Raw genomic sequence first — 12,184 nt, forward strand, 5'->3', positions numbered from 1 at the left:
CCACCCGCGCGTTCTCCAGCAGGCGCGCGAGCACCGTCCGGCCGATCGCGGATTCTTCGGCGGCGTGAGCCCGCTCGAGGGCGGCGAGCATGTCCGGGCCCATCCGGTGATTGATCGTGATGCACAGCTCGCGCAGCGCCGCCGTGATCGCCTCGGTCGGGACGGTGCGCATCCTGTCAGACGACCCCCTCAGCGTGAAGGCGTTCGAGCTCCGCGGGCCCGAGCCGCAGCCATTCCCCGTAGATCTCGGCGTTGTCGGCGCCGAGGGCCGGGCCCGTGTGGCGGATCGCGCCTGGCGTCTCGACGAACTTGGGGATCACCCCGGGCATGCGCAGCACACCGGCGTCGGGGTCGGCGACGGTCGCGATGTCGTCCCGGGCAGCGTACTGGCCGTCCGCGAGGATGCGCGGGACGTCGTAGACCGGGCCCGCGACCGCGCCGGCCTCGTCGCAGCGCGCCAGCACGTCGGACTCTTTGTGCGCGCCGATCCACCCGGCGAGAATGGCATCGAGCGCCTCGCGGTGGCGGACACGGGCGGCGTTGTCGTGGAACCGCGGGTCGTCGACCAGATCGGGCCGGTCGATCGCCCGGGCGAGCCGTTCGAAGACGCGCTGGCTCGTGGCCGAGATCGCGATCCATCCACCGTCGGCGGCTTGGTAGAGATTGCGGGGCGCGGCGTCGGGGAACTGATTGCCGGTGCGCCGTGATGCGATGCCGAGCGCCGCGTATTGGGCGACGTGCGGAATGAGGAGGCGGAAGAGCGGCTCGTAGAGACTGACGTCGATCACCTGGCCGGCCCCCCGCGCGTCGCGGGCGCGGAGCGCCGCCAGGACCGCGAAGGCGCCCATCAGGCCCGCGACCTCGTCGGCGAGCGGCAGCGGCGGTGCGAGCGGCGGGGAGTCCGGGAAGCCGGTGATGGCGACCATCCCGCTCATGGCCTCGGCCACCGTGCCGAAGCCGGGCCGGTGCCGGTAGGGCCCCGTCTGTCCGAATCCCGACACGCGCAGGACAACCAGGTTCGGGTTGACGGCGTGGAGCCGGTCGGGCCCGAGGTGCCACCGCTCGAGGGTGCCCGGCCGGAAATTCTCCACGAGCACGTCGGCCCGCCGCGCGAGCGCGAGCAGCAGCTCCTGCCCGCGCGGCCGGCTGAGATCGAGCGTGATCGACTTCTTGTTGCGGGACATGATCTTCCACCAGATGGACTGTCCCGCGACGAACGGGCCCCACGACCGCAGCGGATCGCCGCCCCGGGGGTGCTCGACCTTGACCACGCCGGCGCCGAAGTCCGCGAGCATGGACGTCACGGTCCCTCCGGAGACGATCGTGGAGAGATCGAGGACGGTGAGATCGGTTAGCGGGCCGGCGGGTACTGACATGGCACCAAAGGGATTCCGCGCGTGCGCGAGCGCACCCCTGCCGCAAAGCGGCGTTACTCCACCGGCGTGCGGAGAATCGCCTCCCGGCCCGCGCGCGCCGCCTCACCCAGCGGCGAGTCCGGGATGTCCTCGATCTGCATCAAAATCTCCGCGGCCTGCCAGGCGAGCCGCTGGAGATCGCCCTCGGCGACGCCGAAGGCGCGCGTGACCTCGCCCCAGGGACGTCCCGACGCCCAAGCGCCGGCCGCTCCGGCGCGCCAGAGGGCCGCCGGCGACTCGTGTCCTTCCCCGACGAAATCGGCCGCGAGCGGATCGAGCGGCAGACCGGCGGCGTCGAGATCTTCGTTGAGCCGCGCGACGATTCGCCGGATCGCCACGAGCCCCCCGCGCGCGGCCGGGGGGACCGCGGGGGCGGGCGCGCGTCGGTCTGCATACCCCGCGGGCGCCCGCCGGCCGGCGTGGCGGCGGAGCATCGGCGTCCGGCCCACGGCGGGGGGCCGCTCCGTGCCCAGTGCCCCGCCGATCGCCGCCAGCGCCACCGGATCCTCCGGAAGCACGCCGGCACGCAGCGCCTCGGTCAGGACGATCATGCGGGGGTGGCGGATGCGCGCCGCGAGCCGGCCCCACGCCGTCGGCCGCCAGTCCGCATCGACGTAGCCGCGGTCGCGCAGCAGGGCGGCCCGCCGGCGAAACGGGTCGACTTCGCGGTCGGCGAGTGCTCCGAGGTCCCGCCGCAGCGCCTGCCGCTCGCGCTCCACGGCCCGAATCTCCGGGAGGCTCGCGAGACATTGTTCCGTCACGCGGCAGCCCGCGCACGGCATGGCGACGACTTCCCGTCCGAGCCGCGTCACCTCGGCGGTGGCCTCGGGGCCGTGCCGCGCGCGCCGGAGACGGCGCAGCAGATCGTCGAAGCGGTGGCGTGTGGCGAGGCGATCCCCGCACGGACGCGCGGTCAGCGGGTCCCGCGGCAGCGCGGCGAGCCGCCCCCGCACGTCCGCGGCCTCGGGCGCCCGCGCGTACGCCGCAAACGATCGCCGCACGAGCGCCTCCGCGTCTGCGAGACTGGTCCGCGCCAGCAGGCTCAGGACCTGGGAATCGCTCGGAGTGAAGGCGGACCGGATCGGCTCGGGGGCGGCGCCCGACAGCGCGAGGCCCTCGTCCGCGTCGCCCGGGTCCGGCGCGACGATCACCGTGATCCCGAGGGTATCCCGGCCGCGCCGCCCCGCGCGGCCCGTCATCTGATGGAACTCCGTCGCCGTGAGCGCCTCCGGGCCGGCCGGACCGTGGCGGTGCAGCGTGGAGAGGACGACGGTGCGCGCCGGGACGTCGAGGCCGGCGGCCAGCGTCGTCGTCGCGGAGACGAACCGCACAAGACCCGCTTCGAGCAGCTCCTCCACGCACATCCGCCAGCCGGTCAGGTGTCCCGCATGGTGGGCGGCGACGCCCGCCCGGCGGAGGCCGGGGAGCAGCGGATGGCCGGCGAGCTGCGGCACGCGATGCACCCAGTCCGCGAGGCGCCGGGCGCGCTCCGGTTCGCCCGGCGCGATCCGGCCGGCCAGCCTACGCGCCGCGTCGTCGCACTCGCGGCGGCTCGGAAAGAACAGGATCGCGGGCGTGAGCCGGTGGCGGACGAGTCCCTCCGCGATCGTCGAGAGCCACAGGGGGTGGCGGTGCCGGGTCCGGATGCGGGCCGGATCCGGCGGATGCAGCCGGCCGTCTCCGTCGGCGAACAGGTATTCGAGGGGGACCGGCCGCTCCTCCAGCGTGATGACCTCCGGCCGGCGGCCGCGCACGGCCGCCATCCAGTCGGCCAGCTGGCCGGCATTGGGGATCGTCGCCGAGAGCAGCAACAGGCGCGTCGCGGGTGCCGCAAGCAGGAGGATCTCTTCCCACGCCGTGCCACGCTCGGGATCGGCGAGGTAGTGCGCTTCGTCGAGGACGACGACGTCCGGCCCGGCCCCGTCGCGTGCCTCGCCGTACAACGCGTTGCGGAGAATTTCCGTCGTTCCCACGACGACCGGGGCGCGTGCGTTCAGGCGGCGCTCTCCGGTGAGGAGACCCACCCGCTCCTCGCCGTACATGGCCTGGAAGCGGCGAAACTTTTGATTGGACAGCGCTTTGAGGGGGGTCGTGTACCAGACGCGCGGGGCGCCGGCCTTGGTACCCGGGGCCGGTCCCTCAAGCAGCCGCGCGATTTCCTGTTCCGCGATCCACGTCTTGCCGCTGCCCGTCGGGGCCGAGACGAGCACGTCTCCGGATCCCAGCGCGTCGAGCGCGGCCTCCTGAAACGGCGCCGGAGCGAACGGCGCCGGGGCCGGCTCGCCCAGATCGCGGAGGATATCGGCGACGCTTCTCACGATCGGGTGTTCGGCACAGGAGGGCGAAATCGCCGCGTCGAAGCGCCGGCAGGCAGCGTCATCGCACCCGCGTCATCGCGGGACATCCGCAAGAAGCGGGTCGTGTTCGAGAGGATACCGTGGCCAGGCAGAGCAGTGGGTTCTCGGCGGACGAACGGCGGTTTCTCGCCAGCCTGATCCGTCAGGTGTGGCGGGCGTGTCAGGGATTCGTCACGGTGGTCGTCGAGCGGGGGCCCGGGGAAGCCGTGTACGTCCTCGACAATCTCGTCGATTGGTCGACCGCGCAAACCGCCCGTCTTCGCGCCGCCTCCGGACGCTCCAAGGTGGTGGGGCCGGAGGCCCGTCATGTCGCCATCGAGTTGCTTCGTGACGTGCGGGCCTTCTGCAGCGGCATCGGCGACCATCTCGGCGACGTCCATCAGAGCCTCGATCCCGATGAGATCGAGGACGAAGCGCTGACGATGATCGAAGGGTTCCTTTCCTGGACCACGTTGATGGCGGGCCAGCTCGGCATCTCCCGCAACCTGCGGCCGCAGACCCTCTGGCACGAGCGCTAGGGGTTATTTCTTCGGCGCGGACTCCGGCGGCCGGCTGACCACGAACCGGCAGTGGGGCGCCCCGGCCAAAATGTGGTCGGTGCGGACGACCTGCGCCTCGAGGGCGTCGGCGAACAAGGCCGCCTCACAGGCACAGGCTCCGGGGTAGGCTTCGGCCACCGCGCGAATCGGACAGTTGTGCTCGACGAGCGCGAAGGTCTCGGGATCGATCTGCTGCCACTCGGCGAGATAGCCATCCCTGTCGCGAAGGTGCGCAAGAGCCGCCACGCGTCCGGCCAGGTCTTTGGCGGCGAACATCTCCCGATACTCCGCGACGTCGCGCCGCCGGCGGTACTCGAAGAGGGCATCGATCTTCGCCGCGCCGTCCAGAGCCGCGAGGTCGCGCAGCGCGGTGACCGCCGCGTGTTCGTACGTTCGGGGGAATGTCCGATCGCCGGCCGGTGTGATCCCGTAGAGGCGGCTCGGCCTGCCTGGGCCGCGGCGAATCCCGCCCGGCCCCACGCACCCGTCGCGCTCCAGGATGGCCAGGTGCTGCCGCACGCCCATCGGCGTGATTTCGAGGCTCCGGCTCAGCTCCTGAACCGTCATGGGGCCGCGGCGCTTGAGCAGCGCGAGGATTTCCTGGCGCGTCGTCGAGGCCATCATCCGCTCCCCCGGAACGTATTGTAACAGACAGGGAGAACGCAGACAAAGAAACAATAGTTCATTGTTGAGTAAGGGGATGGGCGCGGTCCGGAGAACGCTCCCGATACCCGCGACGCGCCGCACCCCGGAAGAGGAGGCATGCGTTTTGGCCACGTTCATCGATCTGTCCAGCGACACCGCGACCAGGCCGTCGGAGGGGATGCGGCAGTTCATGCTGCGCGCCCCGCTCGGCGACGAGCAGAGACTGGAGGACCCCACGGTCAACGCGCTTCAGGAACGCGTGGCCGCCCTGCTCGGCAAGGAACAGGCCTGGTACCTGCCGTCGGCGACGATGGCCAATGAGATTGCGGTCAAGGTGCACACGCGGCCCGGCGACGAGGTCGTGATCGACCGGACGGCGCACATCGTCAATGCCGAGGCGGGCGGCCCGGCGCTGCTGTCCGGCGTCATGGTGTATGCGTTGAACGGCGAGCGGGGCGTCTTTACGGGACGCGACGTCGAGGAGGCGATCCGCAGAGAGGACCCGCACTGCCAGCGGACGCGGCTGGTGTCGGTCGAGCAGACGTCGAACGGCGGCGGCGGCACGGTCTGGCCGCTTGCGCGTCTGCGCGAGGTGGCCGACGCGGCGCATCACCGCGGGCTCCGGACGCACATGGACGGCGCGCGCCTGATGAACGCCGTCGCGGCCTCCGGCGTCCCGGCCCACGAGCAGACCGCCGGGTACGACTCCGTGACGTTCTGCCTGACGAAAGGCCTCGGTTGCCCCGTCGGCGCGCTCGTCGCCGGCGACCGCGAGTTCAGCAGGGAGGCGCGCCGCTACAAGCACCTCTTCGGGGGCGCGATGCGGCAGGCCGGCATCATCGCCGCGGCCGGTCTGTACGCGCTCGACCACAACGTCGCCCGGCTCGCGGAAGACCACACCAACGCCAAGATTCTCGCGCGCGGGCTGGCGGAGATCCCCGGGATTCGCATCGACGTCGACCACGTGGAGACCAACCTTGTATTCTTCGATGTGACGGACTTGGGAATGACCGCGCCCGACGTGGTGAAGCGCCTTGCCGACGCCGGCGTGCGGATGGGCGCGTCTTCGAAGACCCGGATGCGCGCGGTCACGCACCTCGACGTCTCACGCGCGGACGTCGAACGCGCGGTGTCGATTGCGCGGGAGACGCTCGGGAAGGTGAAGGCGGGCTCTCCGGGAGACTGAGGCGGCCCGCGTGGGGCAGCGGGGCGCGATGGATCGACGCTCCGCGACGCTACAAAAGGAACGGGCCCGGCGGCCAACGCCGCCGGGCCCGCATCGTCGAGTCCGCCCGGAGAGAGCTACGGGTTGCGGCCGTGCTTGGCGGCGAATTCTTCCTTGCTCATCTTGAAGTAGTCGGCGTTCATTGGGGTGAAATGCTTCCACTGGTCCGGTACGTCCGCCTCGGCGAAGATTGCCGTGACCGGACACACCGACTCACAGGCCCCGCAGTCAATACACTCGTCCGGGTGGATGTAGAGCATGACCTCGCCCTGGTCCTCGTCCGCCTTCGGGTGAATGCAGTCCACCGGGCAGACGTCCACGCACGAACGGTCTTTGACGTTGATGCAGGGCTCCGTGATCGTGTACGTCATCCTCCGTGCCTCCTTCTCTCCTCGGGGGCTTCCCTGTGCCGAGCCCCATTATACCGCGAGGTTTCGGCAATGTCCTCTCTACTGGCAACGCAGGCCAAGGGTAGGATCTTGGCTCAAGGTTTGGCCCTTTTGCTTGTCGAACACTAGGATAATACAGTTCTCTACTGCGGCGAGAAGCAGACAACCTACATGCCTTCGGATTCCGCCAACAGCCGCGACTCCATGTCCGGATCCGAGACCTCGCGTGTCACCGAGCCAACGTCCGATACCGGGTCCGCTGATCGCGCCGTGCCGGAGCAGGTGCCGCGCGCAAGCGTGCCGGCGCTCGACGCGATGCTCGGGCGGCCGTTCAAGGTGCTGGACGACGGCTTCGTGCGCGTGCTCGACTACATGGGCGACGACGCCGCGGTGGTCCAGGCCGCCCGAATCTCCTACGGTGCCGGCACCAAACAGATCCACCAAGACCGTGGTCTCATCCGGTATCTCATGCGCAAACACCACACGACACCATTTGAAATGTGCGACATCAAGCTCCACGTGCGTGTGCCGATGGACACGTGGCGGCAGTGGGTGCGGCACCGTACGGCCTGCCTCGCGGCCGGGACTGACCTCGTCTTTGACTTGCCCGGCGGACTCCGCCGACAGGGGAGACAGGCCTATCGCGTGAAGATCGAAGAGCTGTACAGGAAGTTTCAGCCGACGCTGAATCGGACTCGGCCGGACACGCAGCGCAACCCTTGCTTCGGGGCCGGTCGGGTTCGCGCCATGCTGCTGCGGCAGATGAATGAAGACACCGGCCTCATTCAGCACACGCACATCGTCAATGTCTACAAGAACGGGATAAAGCCCGTTTTCCGGATGATTCTGTGCGACGGGAAGACGATCGAGTGTACCGCTGACCACCGATTCAGATTTGCCGACGGATGGAAGACTTTGGCCGCCGCAACGGGGTTGCGACTCGTTGGCCGGCACGCCGTCTGGACGCCCGGCAACTACGACCTCTACGTGAACGGCCGCGAACTCTCCGATGGCGTGATTCACCGCGATCGCTCATGGCTGAACGAACAATACAATGTTTTGAACCGCAGGATCTCCGACATAGCGGCCGCCGCCGGTATAAGCTACCCCACAATTCGCAAGTGGATTCGGAAATACGGCCTCGCGCACGCGAAGGGCGGACGAAGCACGCCACCGTGGAATGTAGGCCGGCGGTATCGCCTCGGTCCGCGTCGATTATCGAGCGCCTTCACTGCTGCCAACCGGCGGGTTCGCTCAGGCCCAGCTTCAAACTTCTGGAGAGGCGGAGTAACATCCGGGAGAGCGTCGGTGGCACGATGGACAGCACAGGCCGCCAGACGGGTGCACGACCGAAACGGTTGGACGTGTCAACTTTGCCATGAACGGAGCGCGACCCTTCATGCCCATCACATCGTTCCCGTCTGGGCGGACGCGTCTCGTGCGCGGGATGAGCGAAACCTCACGACACTATGCATCCGGTGTCATCGAAGAGTTCATCTCGACGAGCTGGCCTATGTGGAGCAGCTCGGTGGACCGCCGGCGCGCGCCGAGTGGGTCAGACGCCCGCGCATTGCTTGGAACAGAGTTGTCGCCGCCAAGATGGTGCGCATCGAACGATTCGAATACGCGGGCGAAAAAGACACGTACGACATCGAGGTCGAGGGACCGTACCATAACTTCGTGGCCAACGGGATCGTTACCCACAACTCAGTGAATGAGTACTCCACCCGCTATTCCGTCGCCATCGACGCGACGCAGCAGACCGCGCCGGATGAGTGGCGTCTGCAGGCCGCGGGCAACCGGCAGGGCAGCAGCGGAACGCTGCCGGTCGAGGCCGGGGAGCGACTCTCCGCGGCCGAGCGCGCCCTGCAGGACGAAGCGCGGCGCGTCTACGAGGAGCGCCTCGCCGCCGGCGTCGCGCGCGAGCAGGCGCGGAAGGATCTTCCGCTTTCGACCTACACCGAGGCCTACTGGAAGATCAACCTGCACAATCTGTTGCACTTTCTCCATCTGCGGATGGACGACCACGCGCAGGAAGAGATCCGCGCCTACGCCCGCGTGATCGGGGAAGAGATCGTCGCGGCGTGGGTGCCGATCGCCTGGGAGGCGTTTCTGGACTACCGGCGCCACGCGCTCCAGTTGTCCGGCATCGAGACGGAGATCGTCCGGCTGATCAACCTCGACGACCGTGCGGGCGCGCTGCGCGTCGCGGGGGAGCACGGTCTGCTCACGCGGCGCAGGGACGGCGGTCTCGCCCGCAACCGCGAACGCGCGGAGCTTGACACGAAGCTCGCGCTACTCGGCCTCGTAGCACCCTGGAGTTGAAGGCCCGTGGTATCATGACTTCACCCCGACATATTTCCGGAGGAGCAACACGGTGAAATCGAACCCCGACGCAGGCGTGCGGGCGAACGTACTTCTGTCCGACCCCGCCGCCCTTCACGCCCACATTCGCGAACGGCTCGGCCGGCGCGCCCGCCGCATCGCCCCGCTCGGCCCCGGCCTGCGCCGGGCCGCGGTGCTGCTGCCGCTCGTCGCGACCGACGCGGGGCCCGCCCTCGTGCTGACGCGGCGCACCGACTACGTGGAGCACCACAAGGGCCAGATCTCGTTCCCGGGCGGCGCACTCGACGACGGGGAAGATCCGCTCGACGGCGCGCTGCGCGAGACGCACGAAGAGATCGGCGTGCCGCCGTCCGAGGTGGAGATCCTCGGCGGCCTCGATGACGAGGAAGCGGCGATCTCCGGGTTTCTCGTCTCTCCGTTCGTGGCGGCGCTGCCGTACCCGACCCGCCTGCGCGTGAGCGCCGAGGAGGTGGGCGCGGTGCTGGTCGTCGGCCTGCGCACGCTGCTCGACCCGCACAACGTCCGCAGCGAGCTGTACCGGCGGCCGCGCGGGGACAGTGTGGTAATGTACTATTATCAGGCGGGCGAGGATGTGATCTGGGGGTTCACCGGGCGGATTGTGGCCCGGTTCCTCGAGGCCGTCTTCGACGTGCCGTTGGTGACCATCGACGGCGCCACTTAGCCGATGCGCATTGCCATCCTGTCCGACGTGCATGGAAACGCCGCCGCGCTCGAGGCGGTCCTCGCCGACATCCGGGCCCGCGGCCCCTTCGACCGGATCTTGAACGGCGGTGATTCGGCGTTCGGCGGCCCGCGTCCGCGCGAGGCCGTGGAGCGTCTCATCGAGGCCGGCCATCCGGCGGTGATCGGCAACACCGACGAAATGGTCGCCGCCTCCCCGGAGGGTGCGAGCGGAGCCGTCGCCGCCTGGGCGCGCACGCGGTTGACGCCGGAACACGTGGAGTGGCTCCGGGCGCTGCCGCGGGCCCACCGCGTCGAGCCGGCCGGCGGTCCGCCGCTCGTGCTCGTGCACGCCACGCCGTGGTCGACGGGCGACATGATCGATCCCGCGTCGCCCGCCGAGACCGTGCGGCGCGCGTTCGAGCAGGCCGGGACCCTGGCCCTCGTCTACGGCCACATTCATCGGGCGTACGTCCGCGAGGTGGCCGGCGGCCTGATCGTCAACACCGGCAGCGTGGGGTTTCCGTTCGACGGCGATCCCCGGCCGGCGTGGGCGATCCTGACCCTGTCGGGCGGCGCCTGGCGCGCGGAGAGCGTCCGGACCGAGTACGACCGGGAGACGGCCGCCCGCGACCTGCTGGCGAGCGATCATCCCGACGCCGGCACGTTCGCGCGGCGCATCCGCACCGGCCGGATGTGACGGCGGGCGCGGACTACCATATGCACCTCGAGCGCGGGCCCTGGACGCTCGCGTGGCTCGAGCGGTTTGTCGAAACGGCGCGGGCGCGCGGGTTGACCGAGATCGGCTTCAGCGAGCACCCCCACCGGTTCCGCGAGTGCCGCGGCATGTATCCGCCGCGCGGGGCCGTATCCGGCTGGATCGACGAGCAGGCCACCGAATCGCTCGACGACTACCTCCGGCTCGTCGAGGCGGCGCGGCGGGCGGGACTGCCGGTCAAGATCGGGCTGGAATGGGACTACCTCCCCGGCTACGAGCGTGAACTGGAGCGGCTCATGGGTCTGTACGCCTGGGATTATGCCATCGGCTCGGTGCACTGGATCCCGCCCGAGGAGTCCGGCGGGACGTGGTGGGGATTCGACGATCTGTCCCGCCAAGACGAATGGGCGCGGCGCGACGTGCTCGACGCATACCGCCGGTATTTCTCCCTGATCGCCGCGGCGGCCGGGACGCGCTTCTTCGATTTCATCGGGCATCCGGACGTGATCAAAGTGTGCGGATTTCGGCCCGCGGTGGATATCCTCGACCTCTACGAGGCGGCCGCGGAGGCGTTTGCCCGGGCCGGGGTCTGCGCGGAGATCAACACCGCCGGGCTGCGCAAACCCGTGGGGGAGCTCTACCCGGCGCCCGCCTTCCTGGCCGCGTGCCGCCGGGCCGGCGTGCCGACGCTCATCAACTCCGACGCGCACACGCCGGAGGACGTGGGGCGGGACTTCGATCGCGGCGCCGCGCTGGCGCGCGCGGCGGGGTATTCCGAGATCGCGACGTTCGCCGGGCGCCGGCGCGCGATGGTGCCGCTGACGTGAGCGGCCTCGACCCGAGCGGGGCAAGCGCGCGGCGCCTGAACGAAGAGCGGTTCACCGCGACGGCGGCGTCCTACGCCACGAGCGGGATCGCGGACCGGCACGCGGAATACGAGGCGGTGTTGCGGCTGGCCGAGCCCGCCCCGGCGGACCGCGTGCTCGACGTCGGGTGCGGCCCCGGCGCGCTGCTTGGGGTGCTCGCGTCCCGCGTCCGTCACGGGGTCGGCGTCGATCTCACCGCCGCAATGCTGGAGCAGGCGCGTGCGCGGCTGCGCAGCCTCCGGGCCGGTAGCGTCTCCCTCGTGCGCGGCGAAGCGGCGCGGCTCCCGTTCGCCTCGGGGGCCTTTTCGATTGCGGTGACCACGTACACGCTGCATCACTTCGGCGAGGTGCGCGGCGTGCTGCGCGAGATGATCCGCGTGTTGCGCTCCCCGGGACGGCTGGTGATCGGCGACCTGGTGGGCGCCGAGGACAACCACGCGCGGGCGCTCGCGAACGAGATCGAACGCCTGCGGGACCCGGCGCACATCGAGCTGCACAGCGTCCGAGGCATCGAAGCGCTGCTGGCGTCCGAAGGCCTCGCCGTCACGGGGCGCGTGGAGGGCAGCACGGAGCGCGAACTCGGCGACTGGCTGCGGCTGGCCCACGCCCCGCCGGAACGCTCACGCCTCGTCCGCGAACGTCTGCTCGGGACGTTGTCCCACGATACGGCCGGGATGGCCCCCTCGCTCGAGGGAGAGACCGTCCGGTTCGTGCATCATTGGGCCGTCGTGGGGGCGCGCAAGCCCTAGCCCGGGCCGCCGCAGGTCGACAATTCCCCGCCGGCCGTGCTGGTATACTACGGGTACACCGATTCGCCATCGGGGGCGCGTTTGTGATGGGACACTATAACGCACCGCTGCTGCCGCCGCGCGTTGTCGCCGACCTGATCGGGCTATCCCCGGCATCGCTCCGCCGCTGGGACGCGGCGCTGCTCCCGGGCGCCGCGCGGCGCCCGCGCCGGTACTCCTGGGCCGAGGTGGAGACGCTGCAGCGGGCGGTTCAC

11 protein-coding genes and 1 pseudogene are annotated in these 12,184 nt (G+C 70.2%); 8 read left to right on the forward strand and 4 right to left on the reverse strand.

What is annotated here, in order from left to right:
• Positions 1-176: 176 nt before the first annotated feature.
• The gene (locus VGZ23_01105; protein HEV2356205.1) at positions 177-1,376 is read right to left on the reverse strand and encodes a CoA transferase; all 1,200 of its coding nucleotides are present in this window, start codon (positions 1,374-1,376) and stop codon (positions 177-179) included.
• Positions 1,377-1,429: 53 nt separating this feature from the next.
• Positions 1,430-3,733, reverse strand: coding sequence for a DEAD/DEAH box helicase (locus VGZ23_01110; GenBank protein HEV2356206.1), 2,304 nt, complete (start codon positions 3,731-3,733; stop codon positions 1,430-1,432).
• 119 nt (positions 3,734-3,852) lie between these two features.
• Here VGZ23_01110 and VGZ23_01115 point away from each other — a divergent pair, with 119 nt between their 5' ends.
• Positions 3,853-4,290: a hypothetical protein gene (locus VGZ23_01115; protein HEV2356207.1), complete on the forward strand. Its 438-nt coding sequence runs from the start codon at positions 3,853-3,855 to the stop codon at positions 4,288-4,290.
• A 3-nt stretch (positions 4,291-4,293) separates the two neighbouring features.
• On the opposite strand, the gene VGZ23_01120 is transcribed toward VGZ23_01115, so the two are convergent.
• Positions 4,294-4,932, reverse strand: a complete 639-nt coding sequence (locus tag VGZ23_01120) for a helix-turn-helix domain-containing protein (protein ID HEV2356208.1) — start codon at positions 4,930-4,932, stop codon at positions 4,294-4,296.
• A gap of 148 nt (positions 4,933-5,080) precedes the next feature.
• On the opposite strand from VGZ23_01120, the gene VGZ23_01125 reads away from it, so the two are divergent.
• Entirely contained in the window at positions 5,081-6,142 is a 1,062-nt protein-coding gene (locus tag VGZ23_01125) for a GntG family PLP-dependent aldolase (protein HEV2356209.1), read from the forward strand.
• A gap of 116 nt (positions 6,143-6,258) precedes the next feature.
• Here VGZ23_01125 and VGZ23_01130 read toward each other — a convergent pair whose 3' ends face one another.
• Positions 6,259-6,552 (reverse strand): ferredoxin family protein, encoded by a 294-nt coding sequence (locus tag VGZ23_01130; protein ID HEV2356210.1) that lies wholly within the window; start codon positions 6,550-6,552, stop codon positions 6,259-6,261.
• Between the two features lie 333 nt (positions 6,553-6,885).
• Here VGZ23_01130 and VGZ23_01135 point away from each other — a divergent pair.
• The 6 genes and pseudogenes from VGZ23_01135 (at position 6,886) to VGZ23_01160 (ending at position 11,930) form a co-directional block, all read left to right on the forward strand.
• A pseudogene (locus tag VGZ23_01135) lies at positions 6,886-7,146 on the forward strand (FAD-dependent thymidylate synthase).
• Positions 7,147-7,332: 186 nt separating this feature from the next.
• Positions 7,333-8,895, forward strand: a complete 1,563-nt coding sequence (gene thyX / locus VGZ23_01140) for an FAD-dependent thymidylate synthase (protein HEV2356211.1) — start codon at positions 7,333-7,335, stop codon at positions 8,893-8,895.
• A gap of 52 nt (positions 8,896-8,947) precedes the next feature.
• Positions 8,948-9,598 (forward strand): CoA pyrophosphatase, encoded by a 651-nt coding sequence (locus VGZ23_01145; GenBank protein HEV2356212.1) that lies wholly within the window; start codon positions 8,948-8,950, stop codon positions 9,596-9,598.
• A 3-nt stretch (positions 9,599-9,601) separates the two neighbouring features.
• Complete coding sequence (locus VGZ23_01150; GenBank protein ID HEV2356213.1) at positions 9,602-10,297, forward strand: metallophosphoesterase family protein; 696 nt, start codon at positions 9,602-9,604, stop codon at positions 10,295-10,297.
• Between the two features lie 20 nt (positions 10,298-10,317).
• The gene (locus VGZ23_01155) at positions 10,318-11,142 is read left to right on the forward strand and encodes a histidinol-phosphatase HisJ family protein (GenBank protein HEV2356214.1); all 825 of its coding nucleotides are present in this window, start codon (positions 10,318-10,320) and stop codon (positions 11,140-11,142) included.
• Positions 11,139-11,930, forward strand: coding sequence for a methyltransferase domain-containing protein (locus VGZ23_01160; GenBank protein HEV2356215.1), 792 nt, complete (start codon positions 11,139-11,141; stop codon positions 11,928-11,930). The genes VGZ23_01155 and VGZ23_01160 overlap by 4 nt, the downstream gene beginning before the upstream one ends.
• Positions 11,931-12,184: the final 254 nt, after the last annotated feature.

The sequence above is a fragment of the bacterium genome (genome assembly GCA_035945995.1).
GTDB lineage: Bacteria > Sysuimicrobiota > Sysuimicrobiia > Sysuimicrobiales > Segetimicrobiaceae > DASSJF01.

Coding starts and splice junctions, on each gene's coding strand:
- VGZ23_01105 (HEV2356205.1), bottom strand. CDS start 1,376: ATGTCAGTACCCGCCGGCCCGCTAACCGATCTCACCGTCCTCGATCTC.
- VGZ23_01150 (HEV2356213.1), top strand. CDS start 9,602: ATGCGCATTGCCATCCTGTCCGACGTGCATGGAAACGCCGCCGCGCTC.
- VGZ23_01155 (HEV2356214.1), top strand. CDS start 10,318: ATGCACCTCGAGCGCGGGCCCTGGACGCTCGCGTGGCTCGAGCGGTTT.
- thyX (HEV2356211.1), top strand. CDS start 7,333: ATGAATGAAGACACCGGCCTCATTCAGCACACGCACATCGTCAATGTC.
- VGZ23_01120 (HEV2356208.1), bottom strand. CDS start 4,932: ATGGCCTCGACGACGCGCCAGGAAATCCTCGCGCTGCTCAAGCGCCGC.
- VGZ23_01130 (HEV2356210.1), bottom strand. CDS start 6,552: ATGACGTACACGATCACGGAGCCCTGCATCAACGTCAAAGACCGTTCG.